At 67.9% G+C, this 26,242-nt stretch carries 2 protein-coding genes; both read left to right on the top strand.

What is annotated here, in order from left to right; all coding sequences use genetic code 11:
• Nucleotides 1–989: 989 nt before the first annotated feature.
• Complete coding sequence (locus AB0J47_RS19925) at nt 990–25,424, top strand: non-ribosomal peptide synthase/polyketide synthase (protein ID WP_364347529.1); 24,435 nt, start codon at nt 990–992, stop codon at nt 25,422–25,424.
• A complete protein-coding gene (locus tag AB0J47_RS19920) occupies nt 25,418–26,206 on the top strand; it encodes an FkbM family methyltransferase (protein ID WP_364347526.1) in 789 nt (262 codons plus the stop codon). Before AB0J47_RS19925 ends, AB0J47_RS19920 begins: the two co-directional genes overlap by 7 nt.
• The last annotated feature ends 36 nt before the right edge of the window (nt 26,207–26,242 follow it).

Raw genomic sequence — 26,242 nt, 5'->3', positions numbered from 1 at the left:
CTTTCACTTGCTCAGGAGCGCGGCAGCGTCATTCGAGCCGGTGGTCATGGTGTCCGTATTCCGGCGTCGCGGCCTTGTCGTCGGCCGAGCGTGACGAGTCGCGACGCGATCAGGAATCGGATGCGGCATCCGTCCGCTGCCTTCCGGAGCGATGTCTTGCCGCGATCGACATGTGCCAACCACAAGAAGTGGCTCGACGCCGAAGCCGACTTGCCGCCCATCGATGCTGATCGAGCGTAACCATCAAGACCACTTCGGTAGCCACCACCGTCTCCCGGTAAGCGACAGCCGAATCACATATTTGCGATTTCACCGGTTTCGGCGCCGGTGTTCCTGTTGCGCCCGATCGCAGCTGGCCGTTGGGTGGGCATTCGTCGAGCTCATCGATTCGTGTCGAGTGCGAGACATGAAAGCCGGTGTTCAGTAGCATTAAATAGGTACGGTGCAGCGGGTTTCCCTATACTGCGGCCGCAGCAGGTTCCCGCGTCAGTAGCGGCGCGGGGATGTTGTGAGCATGTTGTCTTTTCGACCGAACGAAGGGGCTAATAATGTTCGAAGCGGCAGCCGCCCGGGCCCGGGTCGACTTTGGGGCGACATCCCGAACCGAGGTGGGGCACGGGAATAGGCTGATTCGACTACGCAAATCTAATTCGAATACGGACATAACGTACGTAGTTTGACGCTTTCGGCTGAATGCGCACGGCCAGGAGTTTCCGGACCGTGCCGCGGCAGATCGTCGTGCCGCCGTCACGACAATTTTGTTGCACAGTCGTTCGACAGGGTCGGGGGACAGGGGGCTAAATACGTTCGGTGGGCGCCGACGCCTGAAGGCCGTATCCATCGGGGAACGGCCGGGTCCTTGTGTTGTGGTTCGCAATGTAGGTGAGGTGTGCATATGTAAGTGCATCCGCAAATGCACTTCGGGAAATGCCGGGCGCGTGGGGGACTTTGTTGTTCTCGTGTCCCGGAATTCGAGGAGAGGTTAGACGATGAGTCCGAATTCAGCCACGCCTGCCGCCCACGATCCGGATCTGATTCCGCTTACGAGGGCACAGTACGGAATGTGGCTCGCTAACAATCTACCGGGCGGCCCGAACGTCAATATCGCGCACTACGTCGAGATCCAGGGACCGATCGACTACTCCGCGTTCACCAAGGCGGTCAACGACGCCGGGCACGAGACCGAGTCGCTCGCGGTTCGGGTGGTCGAATTCGGCGGTCATCCCTATCAATTCGTCGATCGCAGCATCGTCTACGACGAACCGTTGCTGGATCTCAGCGCCGAAGACGACCCGTACGCGGCGGCGATGGAATGGATGCGCCGGGACTACAACACGAAGGCCGTCGATCTGGCCCGGGAGCGACTCGTCGCGACGCGGCTGATCCGGCTCGGCGACGACCGGTATCTGTGGTATGCGCGCGCCCATCACCTGGTGATCGATGGTTATGGCGCGTTCAACGTCTTGAACCGGATCGCCGAACACTACAATGCGTTGCTCGAGGGCAGGCCACCCACGCGGCTGGTGGCGGCCCGGCTGGCCGACATCATCAAGGCGGAGCAGGAGTATCGCGCCGCCCCACGATTCGGTAACGACAAGGCGTACTGGCTCGACAAGGTCGCCGATCTGCCGCCGGCGCCGAGTCTGTCCGGTCGCACCGCCAAATGGAGCGAGGACGATCGCTTCACCGGCCAGCGGCTGCCGTCGGGGCTGACTGTCGCGCTCGACCGTTTCGCCGCGGATCTGCAAGCCTCGACCGCACAGGTGCTGGGCGCCGCCTTCGCCGCTTTCCTCGCCCGCATGACCGACACCGACGACGTCGTCTTGTCGCTGCCGGTGACCGGGCGGGTGACGATGCGCCTGCGCAACGCCACCGCGATGTTGGCGAACATGGTGCCGATCCGATTCGCCGTGGACGCGACGACCACCGTGGAAGGGCTGATGCGCGCGGCGGCGTCCGAGCTGGTCCTGGCCATGCGTCATCAGCTCTACCGGTTCGAGGATCTGCGCCGCGATTCCGACGCGTTGGACCCGGCCGCGGCCTCGTTCGGCCCGATCGTCAACATTCTGTTCTTCGATTCCGAGATCCGCCTCGGTGCGGCGGTGGGCCGCTACCGCGCCCTGACGTCCGGGGCACTGGACGATCTGCAGCTGAATCTGTACCGCTCCGGGGTCGACGCGCCGCTGCTCATCGAATTGCACGGCAACGCCAATCTGTACAGCCAGGACGAACTCGACGTGCACACCAGTCGATTCGTCGACTTCCTGGAGCGCTTGATGGCCGCGCCGATAGACACCCGTGTGCTCGACATCCCGCTCGCCGCCCCGGAGGAGGAGCGGCGCATCCTCGGTGAACTCGCCGGCCGCGACGGCGTTGCGACGGCCGCGACGCTCGTCGATCTGCTGACCCGGCAGGCCATGGTCAGCCCGTCCGCGGTCGCCGTCACCGCGGGCACGACTGCCCTCACCTACCTCGAGCTGGACGAGCGTTCGAACCGGTTCGCCCGCACGCTCATCGCCCGCGGCGCGGGGCCGGAATCGCTGGTGGCCATCGCGATGCCGCGCGATGCCGATCTGATCGTCGTGGCGCTGGCGGTGCTGAAGTCGGGCGCCGGATACCTGCCACTGGATCCGGCGCACCCGGTCGATCGACTGGACTACGTGCTGCGCGATGCCGATCCGGTCGCGGTCGTGACAAAACGAAGTCTGCGCGATCGGGTGCCCGCAGAGCCGGGCCGAGTGGTGCTGTTCGACGACGACCGGGAGGTCGAGTCCGCGCATCCGATCACCGACGCCGATCGCGTGCGCCCGCTGCGCCCCGACAACATCGCCTACGTTATCTACACCTCCGGATCGACGGGGCGGCCGAAGGGCGTGCCGATCACCCATCGCGCGGTGGCGACCTACCTGACGAACGCCTGTGCCGACATCGGAATCCGTGCCGACGACGTGTGGACGCTGTTCCATTCGTTCGCGTTCGACTATTCGGTGTGGGAGATTTTCGGCGCGCTGGTCACCGGCGGTCGCGTGGTCGTGGTGGACAGCGCAACCACGCGTTCGCCGGACGAGATGGTGCTACTGGTGGCGCGCGAGCGGGTGAGCGTCTTCAGCCAAACCCCCTCGGCCTTCGATCAATTCGTGACCGCACGAGGGCGCTATGCGGATGCGGATGCGGACGAGCCCGACGGTGAGCTTGCGCTGCGGCTGGTCGTTCTCTCGGGCGAAGCGCTCGACCCGGCCGGTTTGGCGGCCTGGTACCGGCACAATCCGAATCTGCCCGTGCTGGCCAACAGCTACGGCATCACCGAAACCACGGTCTTCGTCACCTATCTAGAGCTGCCACCGGACATCGCCGTGCCGGGTGCGCCGAGCACAATCGGACGGCCGCTGCCGGGCTTGCGCGTCCACATCCTGGACGCGCACTTGCGCCCGGTGCCGCTGGGCGCCTGGGGCCAGATCTACGTCGCGGGCGACCAACTGGCCCGCGGCTATCTCGACCGCCCCGGATTGACTGCGGGACGCTTCGTCGCCGATCCGTTCGGCCCGCCGGGCGAGCGTCTGTATCGCAGCGGCGACGTTGCTCGCCGAAACACCAAGGGCGAGTTGGAATATCGTGGTCGCGCCGACCAGCAGGTGCAGCTGCGCGGGTTTCGGATCGAGCTGGACGAGATCCGCAGCGCGCTGCTGAGCCACAGCGCGGTCGCGGCGGCGGTGGTGATCGTGCACCTGCCGGGGACGGAAGCGGCCCGGCTGGTCGCGTATGTCGTGCCCGCCGACAACGTGGTCTACGAACCCGAGGCACTGCGCGCGCACGTCGGGTCGCTGCTCCCGGAGTACATGATCCCAGCACACATCGTCGCTATGCCGGCATTGCCATTGACCGTCAACGGCAAAATTGATTATCGGGCGCTGCCCGAGCCTGCCATCGATTCGGGCGCGGCGTATGTCGCGCCCAGCACCGTCGTCGAGGAGACCATCGCCGACGTCTTCGCCGAGGTTCTGGGTACCCCGCGGATCGGTGTGCTGGACGACTTCTTCGAACTGGGCGGCAATTCGCTCACCGCGACCAGCGCCGCTGTGCGGATCGCCGAGCTGACCCGCTGCGAGGTGTCGGTGCGCGACCTGTTCGGCGAGCCGACCGTCGCCCGACTCGCCGCCCATATCGACGCCAGGCAGCACTACAGCCGCCCCACCCTGCGGGCACAGCCGCGCGTCGAACCCATCCCGCTGGCGCCGGCACAGAACCGGATCTGGCTGATCAATCAGGTGGATCCGACCTCGGCGGCCTACAACATTCCGCTGGTGCTGCAGCTGACCGGACACCTCGACGCCACGGCGCTGCGTTCGGCGCTGACCGACCTGCTCCAACGACACGAATCCCTGCGCACCGTGTACCCGGCAGTGAATGGTCAAGGGACGCAGGTGGTTCTGCCCGCCGAGCTGGTGGCCGCCGATCTCGATCCGACCCCGCACCCCACCGATCCCGACGAGCTCGAGCACCGAATCCGGGAGTTGGCCTCGACCGGCACCGATGTGCGCCGACGTCCGCCGATCCGGGTCGCGCTGCTCGCATCCGCCGACCCTCGACGACACACCTTGGTCGTCGTCCTGCATCACATCTGCTGCGACGGATCGTCGCTGCCACCACTCGCAGCCGATTTCGCGGCCGCCTACCGAGCACGGTCGCAGGGGCATGCGCCGGACTGGCAACCGCTGAGCGTGCAGTACGCCGACTACAGCATCTGGCATCGCAACGTGCTCGGCGACGAAAACGACCCGGATTCGCTCGCTGCACGCCAATTACAGTATTGGACAACGCAATTGGCGGGAATGGCGCGGCTGCTCGAACTGCCTGCCGACCGCCGGCGCCCGGCTCGCCGGTCCATGCTTGCCGACGTCGTCGACACCGTGATCCCGCCCGCGACGCGCGCCGGGATCGAGCGGGTGGCACGCGCGGCGAACGTCACCAGCTTCATGGTCGTGCACGCCGCGGTGGCCGTCCTGCTCACCCGGCTGTCGGGCACGGCGGACATCACGATCGGGACGCCGGTCGCAGGCCGCGGCGAGCGCGCGCTGGAACCGCTGATCGGCATGTTCGTCAACACGGTTCCGCTGCGCACCCAGGTGCGCGGCGACGAATCGTTCGCCGAGTTTCTGACCCGGGTCAAAGACATCGATGTGGATGCCTTCGCCCACAGCGATCTGCCCTATGAACGCGTCGTAGAGGTGGTCGATGCGATGCCGTCGGCGGCGCACGACCCGCTGTGCCCGGTGTACCTCGCCTTCGAGAACATGGACCGTCCGAGCCTGGAGCTGTCCGAGCTCACCGTCGAGGTCCTGGAACCGGGACCACAACCGGCGAAGGTCGATCTCATCTTCACCGTCACCGAGAACACCAGCGCAGCAGGCGATCTCGGCCTGCGGATCAACTACGCCACGGACCTGTTCGATCGCACTACGGTCGAGGAGTTCGCCGGGCGGCTGAATCGGATCCTCGCGTCGGTCGTGTCGAATCCGCGGCAGCGTGTCGGTGCGGTCGATGTGCTGGCAGCGAGTGAGCGAGCCGCGCTGGTGCCCGCGTCGGGTGGCGCTGCCGAGCCGCCGCGGGTGCTGGCGGAATTGCTGACGGTCGAGAATCCGGAGGCCGTGGCGATCGTGTCCGCGGAACGCACGGTGTCGTATGGGGAGTTGGATGTCCGGTCGAATCAGCTCGCTCGGTTGTTGATCGAGTGGGAAATAGGTCCCGACGACCAGGTCGCGCTGGTGCTGGGGCGGTCCGTGGAACTAGTGGTCGCGATGTGGGCGACGGTGAAGGCCGGTGCGGCATTCGTCCCGGTGGATCCGCGCAATCCCACCGAGCGGGTCGCGCTCATGGTCGCGCAGGCCGCGGTGGTGCTGACGGCGGCAGCCACCCAAGACCTGCTGCCACCCTCGGTACCGCGGTTGCTGCTGGACGATCCGGGCAGCGAGATGTGCATTGCCTCGCGATCCCCGGCCGCGGTGACGGATACCGATCGGATCCGGCCCTGCCGGGTCACGAACTCGGCGTACGTCGTGTACACGTCGGGGTCGACGGGCGAGCCGAAGGGCGTCACTGTGACGCACGCGGGCTTGGCGAATTTCGCCGCCGAACAACGAGAACGCTATCGGATCGACAGTTCCGCACGGGTGTTGCAGGTGGCGGCTCCGGGGTTCGATGCACTGGTCCTGGAGCTGCTCATGGCACATCCGAACGGTGCCGCGCTGGTGCTGTCGCCGCCGGATGTCTTCGCCGGCGACCGGCTGGCGGAATTGATTCGTACGCAACGGATCTCGCATGCATTCATCACACCCAGCGTACTCGCGACCATGTCTCCCGACGGTGCGGACGCCCTGCAGGATCTGGTGGCCGGTGGCGAGGCGGTGTCGGCGGAAACGACAGCGATGTGGAGTCGGGGCCGTCGGTTGTTCAATGGATACGGGCCGACCGAGACCACGATCATGGTCGCGATCAGCGACCCGCTGCGCGCCGATGCCCGCGTCACGATCGGTGGCCCGATTCGCGGTGTCGAGGCTCTGGTATTGGACGAGAATCTGCAGCCGGTGCCGGCCGGGGTGACGGGACAGCTGTACATCTGTGGCATTCACCTCGCCCGCGGCTACCTCGATCGGCCGGCGGATACCGCGTCGGCGTTCGTGGCCGATCCGTTCGGTACGCCGGGTGCCCGCATGTACCGCACCGGCGACCTCGCTCGCTGGACGCCCGAGCACACCCTGGAATACGTCGGGCGCACCGACTTCCAGGTGAAGATCCGCGGCCAGCGCATCGAACTCGGCGAAATCGAAGCCATTCTCGCGGGGCATCCCACCGTGGCGGCGGCGGTGGCGGTCAGTGTGGCGACGGAGAGCGGACCGAGACTTGCTGCCTACGTCACGCCGGCGATCGATGCCATCGACGCCGCGGAACTGCGGGCTCACGCCGCGCAACACCTGCCGTCGCATATGGTTCCGGACGCGGTCACGGTGCTCGACGCGCTGCCGCTGACCTCGGTGGGCAAGGCCGACCGCGCGGCATTGCCCGCGCCGGTATTCGCCGCCGAGACCGAATTCGTCGCGCCTCGCGACGCGGCCGAGCAGATCGTCGCGGATGTGTGCGCCGCTGTGCTGGGCGTCGATCGCGTCGGCGTGCTCGACAACTTCTTCGACCTCGGCGGCAACTCGCTGTCGGCGACGCGGCTGGCGGCGCGGCTGAGCGCGGTATTCGCCGTCGATGTCGCACTGCACACCGTCTTCGATGCGCCGACTCTCGCGGCCTTCGCGCAGACTCTGAAGGCAATCGAGGGACCTGGTCGGGAACCGCTGGTTCCGCAGGAGCGGCCGGCTCAGATTCCGCTCTCGCCCGCCCAGACCCGGATGTGGTTCCTCAATCAGTTCGACACGAGCTCGGCGCTGTACAACATCGCGCTGGTCGTGGGCATGTCGGGACCACTCGACGTGGCCGCGCTGCGCGCGACGATCACCGATGTGCTCGACCGCCACGAAGCGCTGCGCACCGTCTATCCGGACAGCGACAGTGGACCACACCAGCTGATCGTGCCGGTGCGGTCGGCCCTGCCCTCGCTGGAGCCGATCGAGGTGACGGCGGACGAGGTCGAGGCGCATATCGCTGCGGCCGCCGCGGCCGGATTCGACGTCACCCGTGCGGTGCCGTTGCGAATCACGTTGCTGCGCAGCGGCTGCGAGCAGCACACCCTGGTGCTCATCGTCCATCACATCGGCTTCGACGGGTCCTCGCTCGCACCGCTGGCCGCGGACCTGGTGACCGCCTACAACGCCCGCGTGCGGCAGCAGGCGCCGCAGTGGCCTTCGTTACCTGTGCAGTACGTCGATTACGCGCTGTGGCAACGGAAATGGCTTGGTGCCGAGAACGCGCCGAGCTCTCCGGCCGCCACCCAGATCGAGTATTGGCGGACGGCGCTGGCCGATCTGCCCGAAGTGCTCGACCTGCCCACCGATCGTCCGCGCCCGGCCCGGCAATCGTTCCGCGGTGCGACGGTGTCGGCGGTGCTGCCCGCCGACCTCGGTCGCGACATCGTCGCGCTGGCCCGCCGTCACGACGTGACGGTCTTCATGGTGCTGCACGCCGCGTATGCCGCACTGCTGGCCCGGCTTTCCGGAACCGGCGACATCGCGGTCGGCACACCGATCGCCGGTCGCGGCGAACCGGGACTCGAGCGCCTGATCGGCATGTTCGTCAACACCCTGGTGCTGCGCACTCGCATCGAACCCGGCGCGTCCTTCCTGCAGATCCTGGAGCAGGTGCGGGCGACCGATCTGGCCGCCTTCGACCACGCCGACATTCCGTTCGAGCGGATTGTCGAGGTGCTCAATCCGCCCCGCACGACGGCACATGCGCCGTTGACACAGGTCGGATTCTCGTTCCACAACATCGAGATTCCCACCGTGGAATTCGAGGGCCTGACGGTGTCGGCGCGGGCCGCCGATCCGAGCGTGGCCAAATACGATCTGCATCTCAACCTCGTCGACACCGCGGCGCGCGACCGTGAACCGGGCGCGATGGCCGTGGAATTCGGTTACGCGACAGACCTTTTCGATGAGGTAACGATCACCTCGATGTTCGAACGATTCGTGCTGCTGCTGCGGGCGATGGTCGCCGATCCCGCGCAGGCGGTCGGCGACGTCGAGCTGCTGACCGCGCAGGAAGCACGCGAGCTGGCCGCGCGCGCGGCCGGGGGCACGACCCCACTGCCGTCGACGACAGTCGTGGACCTGTTCGCCGCCCAGGCCGCGGCGACGCCGGACAGCACCGCCGTGCTCGACGCCGAAGACGGCGCGCGGCTGAGCTACCGCGAATTCGCGGCGCGGGTGAACCGGCTGGCCCGCGCTTTGATCGGACGCGGTGTGGGTCCGGAAACGGTTGTGGCCGTGGCAATGCGGCGCTCGGTCGACCTGCTGACCACACTGTATGCAATCCACGCGGCCGGCGCGGCCTATCTGCCCCTGGACCAGGACCATCCACGCGATCGCGTGCGCGCCATTGTGACCGCCGCGCGGCCGAGGGCGGTACTCACCCGTCCCGGCGACGACGCGAATCTGTCCGACCACGTTCCGGCGTGGATGCTCGCGGATCTCGACGCCGAGCACGAGGATCCCTCGCCGGTGACCGATGCCGATCGGCTCGGGCCGCTGCAACCGGGGAATCTGGCCTATGTCATCTATACCTCCGGCTCGACCGGGGTACCGAAGGGGGTGGCGATACCGCATGCCGCAGTGGCCAATCAGCTGCGCTGGATGCGTGAGCACTACGACCTCGACGACGGCGTCATGCTGTTGCGGACGCCGGTCACCTTCGACCTCTCGGTCTGGGAGTTGTTCTGCCCATTGATATCTGGTGCGAAGTTGGTGGTCGCTGGTCCAAACGGGAGCGGCGATCCGCAAGCGGTGGCCCGGCTGATTGCCGAACATCACGTGACGACCGCTGATTTCGTGCCGTCGCTGCTGTCGGTGTTCCGGGAGACGGCCGTCGGCCGCGAATTCCCGGATCTGCGGTCGGTACTGTGCATCGGCGAAACGCTGTCGGGCGAAACCGTCCGACGATTCCGGGATGTCAGCAATGCGCGCATCGACAACCTGTACGGGCCGACCGAGGCCGCGGTCAGCGTCACCGCGTACCACGTCGACGGGGTCGATGGCGCGGCGGTGCCGATCGGGGTTCCCGAGCCGAATGTGATTGTGCACGTGCTCGATTCGCGACTGCACCCGGTTCCGCCGGGGGTAACCGGCGAGCTTTATTTGGGCGGCGTCCAGCTGGCCCGCGGATACCACCACCGCCCGGGTCTGACGGCGGCGACGTTCGTCGCCGACCCGCTCGACGACACGCACGGAACGCGCCTCTACCGCACCGGCGACCTGGTTCACTGGGACAAGCGAGGCGCTCTGCGCTATGTCGGCCGCGCCGACGACCAGGTGAAGATTCGCGGACTGCGGATCGAACTGGGCGATATCGAGTCAGCCCTGCTCGCGCACGACCAGGTGACCGCAGCCGTCGCCCGGGTGCACCCCGGCCGTGACGAGCAACGCCTGGTTGCCTACGTGGTCACCCAGGAAGCCCTGGACGCCAAGCAGATTCGACGTTTTCTGCTGGAGCGACTGCCGGCCTATATGGTGCCGACGGCGATCGTCCGCATCGACGCCGTGCCACTGACGGCCAACGGCAAGATCGACTTCCGGTCCCTGCCCGAGCCGGAGCCGAGCGACCACGAGGCCGACTACCGGGCGCCGCGCGGGCTGGTGGAGCAGGCCGTGGCTGCGGTTTTCGCCGAGTTGCTCGGCCTACCGGCGGTCGGCGCGGACGACGACTTCTTCGACCTGGGCGGGAATTCGCTGGTCGCCACGCGCGCGCTGAGCCGGATCGGGGCCGTCGTGGATGCGACCGTCCCGGTGCGAATGATCTTCGAGGCCCCCACTGTCGCCGAGTTGGCCGAACGCATCGCACAGCTGCGCGGGGTGCCCGGCCTGCCGGCTCCGACACCGAAGCCGAGACCGCATCGGCTGCCGTTGTCGACGGCGCAGGCCCGGATGTGGTTCATCAACCAGTTCGACCCGCTGTCGCCCGGTTACGTTGTGCCGCTGGCAATTCGGCTCGACGGTGTGCTCGACGTCGAGGCGCTGGTAGCGGCGGTCGGAGACGTCGTCACTCGGCACGAGAGCTTGCGGTCCATGTATCCGGCGGTCGACGGCACGCCCACGCAAGTGGTGTTGGACGCGGCCGATGTCGTGGCGGGCTGGAACCTCACCCCGCAGCGGATCGAGGAGCGCGGGCTGGCCCGCCGGCTGGCCGCGTTCTCGAACACCGGATTCGATGTATCAAAGGGCGTGCCGGTGCGGGTAGCGCTGTATCAGTTGTCGGATATGGCCTGGGTGGTCGCGGTGGCCGTGCACCACATCAGTTGCGATGGCTATTCGGTGGCACCGCTGGCCGCCGATATCGTGGCCGCGTATCGGGCGCGAACCAGTGGAAGCCCTCCGGATTGGGCGCCGCTCCCCGTCCAATTCGCCGATTACGCCCTGTGGCAGCGCGAAGTGCTCGGCTCGCCCGACGCCCCGGACTCGCCCGTGTCCCGCGATATCGCCTACTGGCGAACCCGACTCGCGGGCCTCCCCGAACTGCTCGAGCTGCCGACAGATCGGCCGCGCCCGGTCGAGCAGACCCACCACGGGGCGGTGCTGAGGGTCGATATTCCGGCCGAATTGCAAGGCCGGGTGGAGGCATTGGCCCAGCGAGCCAGGGCCACCACGTTCATGGTGGTGCACACCGCGCTCGCGGTGCTGCTGTCGCGGCTGTCCGGCAGCGACGACATCGCGATCGGCGTGCCGCACGCCGGTCGCGGCCATCGGGCGCTCGACCACCTCGTCGGGATGTTCGTCAACACCTTGGTACTGCGCACCCGCGTCACGCTCGGACAGACCTTCACCGGCCTGCTGGATACGGTGCGGCACAACGACATCGAGGCCTTCGACCATGCCACCGTGCCGTTCGAGCAGCTGGTGGAGGCGCTGAATCCGGCACGGTCGACGGCACACACGCCGTTGTTCCAGGTGATGCTCGCCTACCAGAACATGGTGCGGGCGCACGTGGAACTTCCTGGTCTCACCATCGAGACCATCGACCCGGGCGATAGTGCCGCGATCTACGACCTGCTGCTCATGATCACCGAGGAGCACGGGCCCGACAATGAGCCGACCGGCATGTCGCTGCGGCTGACCTACGCCACCGACCTGTTCGACGCCGACTCCGCGCAGCGTTTCGCCGATCGGTTCGTGCGCCTGCTCGACGGTGTCACGACCGACGCCGATGCGCCGATCGGCGATATCGATCTGATCGAGGCCGGCGAGCGGCAGCTGGTGCTCAAGCGCTGGAACGACACCGGCGACCCCGTCTCGGTGGGCCGGACCCTGGTGGACGCCTTCGGCGAACAGGTCGAGCGCACCCCGGATGCCCCGGCGATTCGGTTTCTGGACGGCCAGGCGCTGACCTACCGAGAGTTCGCGGCTGGCGTCAACCAGTTGGCCAGGTGGCTCATCTCCCGCGGTGCGGGTCCGGAAACCGTTGTGGCGGTGGCTGTTCGGCGCTCGATCGAACTCGTCACGGCGCTGTATGCGGTGGTCGAGGCGGGTGCTGCCTTCCTGCCGATCGACCCGGACCAACCGAGTGCGCGCATCGCCGGTGTGCTGGGTGCGGCACGTCCGCTGCTGGTGCTCACCAACTCAGCGGACGACGACGGTCTGCCCGCGGGATTCGACTCCGTTCGCATTGATCGAGTGGAGGTGGCCGAGCTGTCCGGCGCCCCGATCACCGACGCGGAACGGCGCTCGCCGCTGCGGCCGGAGAACGTGGCCTATGTACTGTTCACCTCCGGCTCCACCGGCGTTCCCAAAGGCGTGTCCCTGACGCACGCCGCGACCATGAGCCAACTGGCGTGGGCGCAGCAGCAGTGGCCGCACACCGCGTCCGATACGGTGCTGCATAAAACGCCGATCACCTTCGACATCGCCGTGTGGGAGTTGTTCTGGCCGTTGCAGGTCGGCGCGCACATCGTGGTGGCCGAACCCGACGGGCACCGGGACCCTGCCTACCTCGCCAGCCTGATCGCAAGCGGTGACGTCAACACCGTACACTTCGTGCCGTCGATGCTCGACGTCCTGCTCGAAGCCGTCCACGATACCGAATTACCTTCCATCCGAAGGATTTTCGTCGCAGGTGAGGCGCTGGCGCAGCACATCGTCGACGCCGCGATGCGCGTGTTCCCCGAGGCCGAGGTGGTGAACTGGTACGGCCCGGCGGAGGCGGAAGTGGTCACGGCCGCGCGCTGCCTGCCAGGTGCGCGGACCCCGGCGACGGTCCCGATCGGCGCGCCCGTGGCGGGCATGCGGGTCTACGTGCTCGACAAGCGGCTGAAATCGGTGCCGGTCGGTGTCGCCGGCGATTTGTACGTCTCGGGTGTGCAGGTGGCGCGCGGATATCATGCTCGCGCCGAACTCACCTGCGTCGCCTTCGCCGCGCACCCGTTCGGGGCGCCGGGGGAGCGGATGTATCGCACTGGTGACCTGGTGCGGTGGAGGCGCAGCGGTGAGCTGGAATTCCTGGGCCGCAGCGATTTTCAGGTGAAGGTGCGCGGTCAGCGGGTGGAGCCCGGTGATATCGAAGCGGCGGCGTGCGCGCTGCCGGAGGTCGCTCGCGCGGTTGTCGTCGCGACCTCGGAACGCATCGTCGCCTACGTGACGCTGGTGCCCGCGGCGGTGACCGACGGTCGCACGATCCGCGCGCAACTTTCGCACGTGCTGCCCTCGTATCTGGTGCCGGCTCGCGTCGAGGTGCTCGACGCCATGCCGCTCAGCTCGAACGGCAAACTCGACCGCGCGGCCTTGCCGCAGCCGACCTTCGACGACGGCGAGGAATTCGTTCCGGCTCGCACCGAACGCGAAGCGGCACTGGCCGATATCGTCGCCGCGGTCAGCGGTAGCGAGCTGGTGAGCGTGCGCGCGAACCTGTTCGAGATCGGTGTCGACTCCCTGTCGGCCGCCCGGATCGCCGCACGCGCCGAGACGGCGCTCGGTGTCGAAGTCGGCATCCGCGATGTTTTCGAGGAGCCGACGATCGCCGGATTGGCGGCACGACTGGCACAGCGGACGCGGGCGGCGCTGATCCCGCTCGCGCCGCGGCCGCGCCCGGCAACGATCCCGCTGGCGACGGCGCAACGCCGGTTGTGGTTCATCAACCAGTTCGATACCACCTCGGCGGCCTACAACATCAGTTTCGCGGTCCGGTTGACCGGCGCGCTCGACATCGAGGCGCTGCGGGCGGCGTTCGGCGACGTGATGGCGCGGCACGAGCCGTTGCGGACGGTGTATCCCGCGGTCGGCGGCGAGCCGTGTCAGGTTGTGCGGGACGTGACGACCGTGTTCGACGGCTCGGCACTGGATCCGGAGCCGGTCGCCGACGAGACCGTGCTAGGCGAGCGGATTCGGCAGACCGTCGAGACGGGCTTCGATGTCGCACACACGGTGCCCATGCGAGCGCGGCTGTATCGCACCGGCCCCGATGCGCACGTGCTGGTGCTGGTCGTCCACCACATCGCCGCCGACGGCGCGTCGATGGCGCCGTTGGCGCGCGACGTGTTCGCCGCGTACCGCGCACGGGTGAAAGACACAGCGCCACAATGGAAACCGTTGCAGGTTCAGTACGCCGACTACGCGATGTGGCAGCGGGAGGTCCTCGGCGCCGAGGACGACCCGTCGTCGATTATCGCGCGGCAGATCCCCTATTGGACCGACGCTCTCGCCGACGCCCCGGATCTGCTGGATCTGCCGACCGATCATCCTCGGCCCGCGACCATGTCGATGGTCGGCGGCAGTGTCCGCTTCTGCATCCCACGGCGGCTGCACGACGAGGTCGTGCGGCTGGCCCGTCGCGAGGGCGTCACCGTCTTCGTGGTGCTGCACGCCGCGCTGGCGATTGTGCTGGCGCGCACAGCGCACACCGACGATGTGTCGGTCGGTACGCCGGTCGCGGGGCGGGGCATTCCGGTGCTGGAGGATCTCGTCGGTATGTTCGTCAACACCGTGGTGCTGCGTACGCCGGTCCGCGACGATCGCTCGTTTCGGCAACTCGTGGCCGAGGTGCGCGGAATCGACCTCGAGGCGCTCGCGCATGCGGATCTGCCCTACGAGCGGTTGGTCGACGTCCTCGACCGGCCCCGGTCGACGGCGTATACGCCGCTGTATCAGGTGCTGTTCGGGTTGCAGAAGACTGCCGCGGCCCGGTTCCAGCTGCCTGACATCGATGTCGAACTGCTCGATCCCGGTGTCGCCCAGGCCAAGACCGACCTCATGGTGTTGCTGACCGAATGCCTCGACGGTGCTCGACCGGCCGGGATCGAGGGTGAAATCATCTATGCGACAGATCTTTTCGTAGAATCCTCCGCGACCGCGCTGGCCGAGCGGTTCCTCCGCGTCCTCGACGCGGTCGTCGCCGATCCGACCCAGCCGGTAGGTGACGTCTCGCTGATCGGTGTCGGGGAGGCCGAACGACTGCTCCCGGCGCGCGGCGGCGACGCCCCCACGCCGCGTCTGTTGCCCGATCTGCTGACCTCGGCCGTGGCAACAACTCCCGAGGCGATCGCCCTGATCGACGGCGCGCATGCCCTCAGCTACGTCGAGCTCGACGCCCGCGCCAACCGGCTTGCGGCGCAGCTGCTTTCCTGGGGTGCGGGGCCCGGGATGCGCGCCGCCCTGGTCGTGCCGCGCTCGGCCGACTATCACGTCGCCATGTGGGCGATCATGAAGACCGGGGCGACGTTCGTGCCGGTGGACCTGCGTTATCCGCCGGAGCGGATCGCCTATCTTTTGCACGATTCCGGTGCCGAGGTCGGCGTCACGGTCGCGGCCGCGCGGCCGTCCCTGCCGGACGGTGTTCGCTGGCTCGTGCTCGACGATCCGCACGCGGCCGTCGAGATCGCCGCGCGTCCCAGCCACGCCGTGTCGGACGCGAATCGCCCGCGCACCCTTCGGATTCAGGATGCGGCATATGTGATCTACACGTCGGGTTCGACCGGCACGCCGAAGGGCGTGGTGGTCACCCATGAGGGGCTTGCGGCCTTCGCGGCCGAGCAGCGTGAGCGTTACCGGGTCGAGGCCACCTCGCGCGTGCTGCAAGCCGCGGCACCCGCGTTCGACGCGGTGCTGCTCGAAGCCTTGATGGCGCATGCGGCCGGCGCGGCCTTGGTGGTGTCGCCGCCGGAGGCGCTCGCCGGCGCGGACCTGGCCGACCTGATCCGGACCCACCAGGTGACACATGCGTTCCTGACACCGAGTGTGCTGGCGACGATGCCGCCCGGCGAGGTGGATTCGCTGCGGATGCTGGCGGTCGGCGGCGAAAAGGTGCCGCAGGATCTGATCGCCTCCTGGGCGGCCGGGCGGCGGCTGCACCACATCTACGGCCCAACCGAGACGACGATCGTGATCACAATCAGTGACCCGGTGCGGCCGGGGGAGGTGCTCACCATCGGCGGACCGATCCGCGGCGCCGAGGCGGTGGTGCTGGATGCGCGGCTGCGGCCGGTGCCGATCGCAGTGCCAGGGGAGCTGCACTTCTCCGGCGCCGCCCTGGCCCGCGGTTATCTGAATCGTCCTGGGACAACGGCATGTTCGTTCGTGGCGAACCCGTACGGTGCGCCTGGTTCGCGGATGTATCGCACCGGCGATATCGTCCGCTGGACCGCGCAGGACACGTTGCAGTACATCGGCCGCCTCGATTTCCAGATCAAGATTCGCGGCCAGCGCGTCGAGCTGGGCGAGATCGACGCCGCGCTAGTGACCCATCCGGCGGTCGCGACCGCGGTCACCGTGAGCCGCCGAGGCCCAGGCGGGCACCAGGTGCTCGCCGCGTACATCACGGCCGAACCCGCAACGGTCGTCGAACCGAGCGCGGTGCTCGATCACGTGGCTGCCGCCCTGCCCGCGCATATGGTGCCGGCGACGATCACGGTACTCGACCACGTGCCGCTCACCTCGTCCGGCAAGGTGGATCGAGAAGCGTTGCCGGAGCATGTTTTCGAGACCACCGATGACGCGGCCGACGCGGCATCGACCGACCTGGAACGCACCGTCGCCGCCGCGTTCGCCGACGTCCTCGGCGTCACCACGGTGGGCGCGACGACCTCCTTCTTCGCGCTCGGCGGCGACTCCATCATGTCGATTCAGCTGGCCGCGCGCCTGAGGTCAGCGGGGGTCGCCGTGACGGCTCGAGACATCTTCGAGCACAAGACGATTCGTGGGCTGGCGCAGGTCGCGCAGGCGGCCGAACGGGCAACGCTCGCCGAGCTGCCCGGCGGTGGTGTGGGCGAGATTCCGGGCACGCCGATCGTGTCCTGGTTCGTCGAGCGGCTCGGGGCGCCGGCTCGGTTCGCGCAGTCGATGCTGGTGCGTCTGCCGCGTGACGCGCGCGTCGACGATGTGGTCTCGACCGTGCGGGCGATCGTCGAACACCACGACGTGCTGCGCTCGCGGCTCGACAGCCAAAGCTGGGAGGTGTTGCCGCCGAGCGCAGCCGACGCCACCGGTTCGGTCTCCGTGCGGACCTTCGGCGCCGATGAGACTCCGGGCAGCGCCGGTTTCACGGCCGTGGTGCAAGCGGCGTCCACCGCGGCGTACGACCGGCTCGACCCGGCGGCGGACAGGCTGGTGCATGTCGTGTGCCTGCTGCCCGAGTCCGGTGTGGACGCCGAGGGCCGGGCACTGATCGTGATCCATCATTTGGCCGTCGATGCGGTGTCGTGGCGAATCCTGGTGCCGGACTTCGTGACTGCCTGGCAGCAGATCACCCGGGGCCGGGCGGTCGAGCTGGCCGCACCGGGCACCTCCATGCGTCGGTGGGCGCACGCGTTGATCGCCGCGGCGGCCGAGCGCGCCGGCGAGGTCGAGCTGTGGCAGCGGATCGGTTCGGCACCGGATCCGTTGCTCGGGCGTATGGAGCTGGATCCCGCGCGGGACACCCAGGCGACTGTGCGTGAGTTGACCGTGTCGCTCCCTGCCGAGGTGACCTCGGCGTTGCTCGACGCGGTGCCCCACGCTGTGCGCGGCAGCGCCGACGATGTGCTGCTGGCCGCACTCACCGTGGCGGTGACTCGCTGGCGCAGGCGTCGCGGCGACGCGCACGCGGGCATGAAGGTCGTGTTGGAAGGGCACGGTCGCGAGGAGCAGATCGCCGCGGGCGCCGACCTCTCCCGAACCGTCGGCTGGTTCACCACCCGCTATCCGGCAGCGCTCGATCTGAGCGGCATCGATCCAGCGGATCTGCGCGCGGTGGTGAAATCGGTCAAGGACCAGCTGCGCGCCATCCCGGACAAGGGCATCGGCTACGGCCTGCTGCGCTATCTGAACCCCGACACGGCCGACCGGCTCGCCGCGCTGCCCGAGCCGCAGATCAGTGTCAACTATCTCGGCCGGGTGGGCGTCGATCTCGCGGCACTGTCGGATCTGCCGTGGGTACCCACCGACGAACCCTTCGACCGCCGGGCCGCCTTCGATCCGGATATGCCGGCGGCGGCGGTGCTCACGATCGATGTGAACATCGTCGATGCCGCGGCCGGACCGCGGCTCTCGGCCTACCTCGGCTACGCCTCGCGGCTGCTCGACCACGACGACGTGGCCGAACTCGCCGACGAATGGGTCGATGCCCTGACCGCGGTCGCGGCCATCGCGACCGAGGACTGGGGGCTGTCGCGAGCCGACGTTCCGCTCGTCGACCTCACCCAGCGAGATCTGGACGAGTTCGCCGACCGGTACGGACCGCTGAGCGAGGTGTGGCCATTGGCGCCGCTGCAGGCGGGGCTGCTGTTCCACGCCGAGATCGCCGCGGGCGGGCTCGATGTCTACCTCGCGCAATCGGCGCTCACCCTGAGCGGCGCGGTTGATGAGAACCGGCTCGAGCGAGCCGCCCATGCGCTGCTCGCCCGCCACCCCAACTTGCGGGCCGCCTTCACGCGAACCGTGGAAGGCGTTGCAGTGCAGGTGATTCCAACCGATACGGCCGTGTCGTGGCGCAGCATCACGCTGTCCGGCGACACACCGGACCTGAACGAGGTTATCGACGCGGAGCGAGCGACCGGATTCGATCCGGCCGATCCGCCACTGCTGCGGTTGCTGTTGATCGCGGTGCGACCGCACGAGTTCCGGCTGCTGGTGACCGCGCATCACCTGCTGCTCGACGGCTGGTCGTTGCCGCTGCTGTGGCGTGAGCTCATCGGGTTGTACGCCGCGGACGCACAGCCGCAGTTGCTGCCGGCTGCCGCGTCCTACCGCGACTACCTGGAATGGCTTGACCGCCAGGACCGCACCGCAAGCATCGAGGTGTGGCGAGACGCGCTGCGCGATGTCACCGAGCCGACACTGATCGCCGGTGCACACACCGAGTCGGCAGCGACCATCCCGACCGATCTGACGATCGATCTCGATCGCGATACGACAGCGGAGTTGGTGGACTTCGCCCGCATACAGTCGGTCACGATGGCGACAATGGTCCAGTTCGCCTGGGCGGTGGTCCTGAGCAACCTGCTCGGCACCGACACCGTGGTGTTCGGCAGCACGGTGTCCGGCCGTCCCTCCGACGTGCCCGGAGTCGAGTCGATGATCGGTCTGTTCATCAACACGATTCCGGTCGCCGCCGACGTGCGCCGGGACCGGACCATCGCCGACACACTGACGCGACTGCAGGCCGACAACACCCGTCTGCTCGACCATCACTACCTCGAACTGCCGCAGATACTGGCGGCCGTGGGCGCCGTCGCGCTGTTCGACACCCTCGTCGTGTTCGAGTCCTATCCGGTCGACAGCAGCGGGCTGGGTGAAACCGACATCGACGGGATGCGGGTGATCGCGGCGGACGGCCGCGACGCCGCGCACTACCCGATCACCGTGCAGGCCCACCAGACCGATACGCTGCACGTCCGCCTGCGCTATCAGCCGGACCAGATCGCCGCCGAGATGGCATCCGGTCTCGCTGCCCGGCTCGACATCGTGCTGCGCGCGATCACGACCGATCCGTACGCGCGGCTCGATTCGGTGGATCTGCTGTCTGCGGTCGAGCGGCGGGAGTTGGTGCCGGCAACTGGTGGTACTCCGGTGGGGCCGCGGCTCGTGGCCGAGTTGCTGGCCGCCGGTGTCGACGTGAATCCCGGTGCGGCAGCGCTGCTTTCGGGTCGGTGCACGATGTCCTATGGCGAGTTGGACGCCCGGTCGAACCAGCTGGCGCGGCGGTTGATCGAGTGGGGTGTCGGCCCCGGTGATCAGGTCGCGCTGGCGCTGGGGCGGTCGTTGGAGTTCGTGACAAGTCTGTGGGCGGTAACCAAAACGGGTGCGGCGTTCGTGCCGGTCGATCCGCGCAACCCGGCCGAGCGCGTGGCATATATGGTCGCGGACGCCGGTGTGCGGGTCGCGCTCACCGTCGCGGCTTCCCGGGATCTGCTTCCCGACGAGGTGCGGCCGCTTGTCCTCGACGATCCGGACACCGAGGCCGGCATCGAGGCGAAGTCCGCAGCGGCCGTCACCGACGCCGAGCGCCTGCGGACGCCAAGAATCCAGGACGCGGCGTATGTGATCTACACCTCGGGCTCCACCGGAGTTCCGAAGGGCGTCGAGGTCACCCACGCGGGGCTGGCGAATTTCGCCGCCGTCGTCCGCGACGGCTTCGGTGTGGACGCCGGATCGCGTGTGCTGCACGCCGCAGGTATCGGCTTCGATGTGATGTTCCTGGAAGTTCTGCTGGCGCACACCAGCGGCGCGTTGCTGGTGGTGGCGGAACCGGACGTGTTCGCCGGTGACGCGTTGGCGGAACTTATTCGTACGCAACAGGTTTCGCATGCTTTCCTCACCCCGAGTGTGCTGGCCACCATGGTGCCGGCCGGGATGGATTCGTTGCGCGTGCTGATGGCCGGTGGCGAGGCGGTGACACCGGAGTTGATCTCGGTGTGGGCGCCGGGCAGGCGGTTGTCGAACGGATACGGACCGACCGAAACCACGATTCTGGCCGCGATCAGTGATGCTTTGCTTCCCGGTGATGTGGTGACGATCGGCGGACCGAGCCGTGGCGTCGAGGCCGTCGTCCTCGATCCGTGGCTGCGGCCGGTGCCGGTCGGGGTGGTCGGGGAGTTGTACCTCGCGGGCATCCAGCTGGCCCGCGGGTACGTGCGGCGGCCTGCGGTCACAGCGGGTGCATTCGTGGCGAATCCCGTCGGGGCGGCGGGCTCACGCATGTACCGCACCGGCGATCTGGCCCGCTGGAACACCGACCACACCGTGGAGTATCTCGGCCGCCGCGACTTCCAGGTCAAGATCCGCGGTCAACGCATCGAACTCGGCGAGATCGAAGCCGTGCTGTCCGAACATCCCGGTGTCGACCACGCTGTGGTCGTGCTGCACACCGATGAGTACGGCACCGACCGGCTCGTCGGCTATCTGGTCGGCGACGGCCGCATCGATCCGAGCGCCGTCAAGGGCGCGGCTCGGCGGTACCTGCCCGCGCACATGGTGCCCGACGTGCTCATGCCGCTCGCCGAACTCCCGCTCACCGCGACCGGCAAACTCGATCGGGCGGCACTACCCGCGCCGCAGTTCCCGGACGAACGGGAACGGATCGCCCCGCGCACCGAGACCGAACATCGCATCGCGGATGTCTTCGGCGACGTCCTGGGTATCGGCGCGGTGGGCGCGACGGACAGTTTCTTCGACCTCGGTGGCAATTCGCTGTCGGCGACGCGGGCGGTCGCGCGATTGCGCACGGCACTCGGGGTGAGCCTGGGTATCCAAGACCTGTTCGACGCACCGACCGTCGCCGACCTGGCTGCGCATCTCGCCACGGCCGACCGCCACGTCGCGGTGCCGCTGATATCGCGCACCCGCCCGGCGCTGGTGCCGCTGTCCCCGGCTCAGCAGCGGATGTGGTTCCTCAACCAGTTCGACACCTCGGTCGGCGGCTACAACATTCCGTTGGTGATCCGGCTGCACGGCGAACTCGACCTCGATGCGCTGCGGCAGGCGTGCGCGCTGGTCATCAACCGGCACGAGTCGCTGCGCACCACATTCCCGATGATCAACGGAACGCCCTGCCAGGTCATGGTCGACGTCGACCGGGTGGCACCGGCGTTGACCCCGATCCAGGTCGACGAACAGCAGGTGCTCGAGCGGGCGGCGGCGGTGGTCTCCGCGGGCTTCGATGTCACCCAGGCACCGCCGGTGCGAGCCGAATTGTTCGCCCTCGACGACCGCGATCACGTGCTGGTGATCTGTGTACACCATATCTGCGCCGACGGGCAGTCCATGATGCCGCTCGCACGGGATGTGGCGGTGGCGTACGAGGCGAGTCGGCAAGGGACGCAACCGAACTGGCCGCCGCTGCGGATCCAGTACGCCGACTATGCGTTGTGGCAGCGCGAGGTGCTCGGTGACGAGCACGATCCGGATTCGCTGGTCTCCCGGCAGCTGCGATTCTGGACCGACACCCTCACCGGGCTGCCCGAACTGCTCGAGCTGCCGACCGATCTGCCGCGGCCGTCGGTGGCGTCCACACGCGGCCGCACGGTCGATTTCGAGCTGTCCGCCGAACTGCATGCCCGCATCGACACACTCGCCCGCACGGCCAACGCCACGGTGTTCATGGTCCTGCATACCGCGTTGACCGTACTGCTGGCACGGCTGGCCGGTGTGGACGACGTGGCGGTCGGTACTCCGATAGCCGGTCGTGGCGATCGCGAACTCGACGATCTGATCGGCATGTTCGTCAACACGCTGGTGTTGCGGTCGCGGGTGTCGTCCCGGCAGCCGTTCGACCAGTTGCTCGCCGCCACTCGCGAAACGGATCTGGCCGCGTTCGCGCACGCCGAGGTGCCGTTCGAGCAGGTCGTGGAGGCGTTGAATCCGCGCCGCTCGACCGCGCACATGCCGCTATATCAGGTGACCCTCGATGTCCAGGATCTCAGCGCGGCCGCGTTGGAGCTGGCGGGGCTCACCGTCGAGCCGATCGAAACAGGCTTCGACCAGGCCCGCGCGGATCTGAACGTGAAACTCGTCGAACAGTTCGGCGCCGGGGGCGCACCGAGCGGCATGGTCGGCCGCTTGACCTTCGCCGCCGATCTGTTCGTGGAGCAGACGATGTCTCGCTTCGCGTGCGCGTTCACCCGAATTTTGGAGCAGGGGACCGCGAATCCGGCTGTCGCCGTGGGCGATATCGACATCGTGGACCCCGACCAGCGGCGCGAAGTCCTCGCGGCCGCCGGAGTCGACGGCGGCGCGGTCGCGGAAGTGACTCTGGCTGGGCTGTTCACCACCCGGGTCTCGGCCCAGCCCGATGCGATCGCGGTCACCGACGGTGTCTCGCAGGTGAGCTATGCGGAGTTGGATCGGCGCGCCACCCGGCTCGCGGTTCGGCTCGCCGAGCACGGTGCGGGCCCGGAAACCCTGGTGGCAGTGGCGTTGCCGCGTTCGATCGAACTGGTCGTGGGCCTACTCGCGGTGGTGCGCGCGGGCGCGGGATATCTGCCGCTGGATACGGCCAACCCCCCGCAGCGTTTGCGGTTCATCCTCGACGACGCGCGTCCGGCCACGGTGTTGACCTCGGCCGAGTTCGCAACGGACGTACCGGAATACGCGGCACCGACGGTTCTGATCGAAGAGGCCATGGACGTGGTCTCGGACCGCCCGTTGCCAGCGGGCGCGCGGCCGGACAACCTCGCCTACGTGATCTACACCTCCGGGTCGACCGGCACGCCGAAGGGAGTGGCCGTCAGCCACCGCGAAGCCGTCACCTTGCTCACCCACGCCGCCGAGCGGTTCGACCTGCGCCCCGACGACGTGTGGACGCTGTTCCATTCCTACGCTTTCGATTTCGCGGTGTGGGAGATGTGGGGCGCGCTGCTGAGTGGCGGCCGGGTGGTCGTCGTCGACTACCCCACCTCCCGGTCGCCGGAGGCGTTGGTGGAACTGGTGGCGCGTGAGCGGGTCACGGTGTTGAGCCAAACCCCGTCGGCGTTCTACGGATTCGTCGACGCCGAGCGACAGTACCGCGAATCGGGGTGCGGCTGCGGCGATCTCGTGCTGCGGTACGTCGTCTTCGGCGGTGAGGCATTGGATGCGACGCGGTTGACCGGCTGGTTCGCCGCGCACCGGCCCGGAGCGCCGCGATTGATCAACATGTACGGCATCACCGAGACGACTGTGCATGTGACTTTCGCCGAGGTCGACGGCGCGGGTGCGTCCGGGATCGGGGCTGCGCTGCCGGGGCTACGGGTATATGTGCTCGACGACCGGTTGCAGCCCGTGCCGATCGGTGTTGGTGGCGAAATCTATGTCGCCGGAAGGCAACTCGCGCGCGGCTATCTGCGAGCGCCCGCGTTGACCGCGAGCCGTTTCGTGGCGAACCCGTTCGACCCGCGCGGCGGCCGGTTGTATCGCACCGGCGATGTCGGGCGCTGGCTCGAGACCACCGAGGGGCTCGAATTGACCTACGTCGGCCGGGCCGACGCGCAGGTGCAGTTGCGTGGATACCGGATCGAACTGGGCGAGGTGGAGTCGGCGCTGCTGCGGCATCCGGCGGTGTCGCGGGCCGCCGTGGCGGTGCACCGCCACGAGCGGGAGGTAGATCAGCTGATCGGCTACGTCGTGGGCGGCGACGGGCAGCGGATCGATCCCGGCGAGGTCCGCGCGAGCGCCGCCGAAGTGCTGACCAGCTACATGGTGCCGTCGGTGATCATGGTCCTGCCCGATCTGCCGCTGACGGTCAACGGCAAGCTCGATCGGAAAGAGTTGCCCGCGCCCGATTTCGAACGAGCGGTCCAGCGGTTCGTCGCGCCGCGCACGCACACCGAGAAGGTGCTCACCGACGTGTACGCGCAGGTTCTGGGAGCCCCGCGGGTCGGGGTGACCGATGGGTTCTTCGATTTGGGCGGCAATTCGCTGCTGGCCACCATGGCAGTGACCGAGTTGAGTGCTCGCGGTGTGACGATCGAGTTGCCCTGGATGTTCGAGGATGCGACGCCCAAAGCCTTGGCGCGCCGGTCCGAGGACGCGGAAGGCAACTCCGGGCTGAAGGTGCTGCTTGCGCTGCGCGGGAGCGGATCCGGACCGGCGGTATTCGCCGTGCACCCAGCGGGCGGTCTGGCTTGGTTCTATGGCGGCCTCGTCGGACATCTGCATCCGGATCGCCCGGTCTTCGGGTTGCAGGATCCGCACGTCGTCTCCGGTGAACCGGATGCGCGGTCGGTCGATGAACTGGCCGACCGCTATGTGGCCGAGATTCGCCGCGTGCAACCGACGGGTCCGTATCACCTGCTCGGCTGGTCGTTGGGCGGGCAGATCGCGCACGCCATGGCGGTCCGGCTGCAGCGCGACGGTGACCGGGTCGGGATGCTGGCCTTGCTCGACTGCGCCGCCGAGGCACCGCCGCAATCGGCGCGCGCTGACCAGCCCGCGCCGGGACAGCTGATGGCCGATTTGCTCGGCGGCTGGCGAGAGCTGTTCGGCCTCGGCGACGAGCTGCAGGTGAGCAGCCATGAACAAGCCTGGAACATCATCCGCGACCAGGTGGTCGCGACCGGCCTGTTCACCGCCGAACAGACCGATCGGGTGATGGAGAGCTTCCAGACCGCGAGCGATATCTCCGCCGCGCACCGGCCGCACGTCTTCGACGGCGACCTGATGTTCTTCACCGCCGGGAAAGACCACGCCGACCCCGAAGAGCTCGCCCAGACGTGGCGGTCCTACGTCAGCGGCGAGGTACACAACGTCGTCCTGGACGCCCGCCACCTCGAGTTGAGCCATCCGCATGTGCTGGCCATCGTCGGCCCTGTCTTGGAAAGGTTCATGGAACAATGCTGACCACTTTGCAGCAACTGCGTCTGGACGACGGCAGAACGGTGACCTGCACCAGCCCGGCCGAGGCCCACATGTTGTGGGGCGAGACGACCTCGACAGGCGGGTTCTACCGGCGGGCCGCCGAATGTCTTCGACCCGGCGACATCGCCCTCGATATCGGCGCGAACATCGGCCTGACCGCGATGATGTTCGCCGACACCTGCCCCGGGATCCAGGTCATCGCCGTCGAGCCCGCGCCGATGACCTTTCGTTGCTTGGACCGCAACATCGCAGAGCATGTCCCGGGCGGCATCCCCCTGCAGATCGCGCTCGGCGCGACGTCGGGCACCCGGCCGTTCACCTGGTACCCGCATGCCACGGCGAACTCCGGTTTCTTCGCCGACCGTGAGGCGGACGACCAAGCCACCCGTATCTATCTGCGCAACAGTGGCCTGGACGATAAGGCCATCGCACTCATCACCACCGGACTGCACGACGGCGTGCCTTTGCAGGTCGAGGTCACCACTGTCTCGGCGATACTCGACGAACACTGCCGCGGCAGGGAGATCGGCCTGCTCAAAGTCGATGTGGAGCGGGCAGAATTGGAAGTCTTGCGCGGCATCACCGATGCGGACTGGCGATGTATTCACGCCGTCGTCGCCGAGGTCCACGACCTCGAGGGCCGCCTGCAGGAAGTCCGCGAGCTGTTCGATCGGCACGGTATGTCGGCGCAGATACAGCAGGATCCACGTTTGATCGGAACCGAAATACACGAGGTGTTCGCGACCAGGCCCCGCGCCGACTGATGCCGGTCACGCCAGTGCGTGCAGGGGTGTCGGTCC

The sequence above is a fragment of the Nocardia sp. NPDC049737 genome, from assembly GCF_040674755.1.
Taxonomy (GTDB): domain Bacteria; phylum Actinomycetota; class Actinomycetes; order Mycobacteriales; family Mycobacteriaceae; genus Nocardia.
This window is presented reverse-complemented; position numbering and strand designations above follow the sequence as displayed.

What these genes read in the sequence shown, in the direction of transcription:
- AB0J47_RS19925 (WP_364347529.1), top strand. Translation starts at nt 990, where the DNA reads ATGAGTCCGAATTCAGCCACGCCTGCCGCCCACGATCCGGATCTGATT.
- AB0J47_RS19920 (WP_364347526.1), top strand. Translation starts at nt 25,418, where the DNA reads ATGCTGACCACTTTGCAGCAACTGCGTCTGGACGACGGCAGAACGGTG.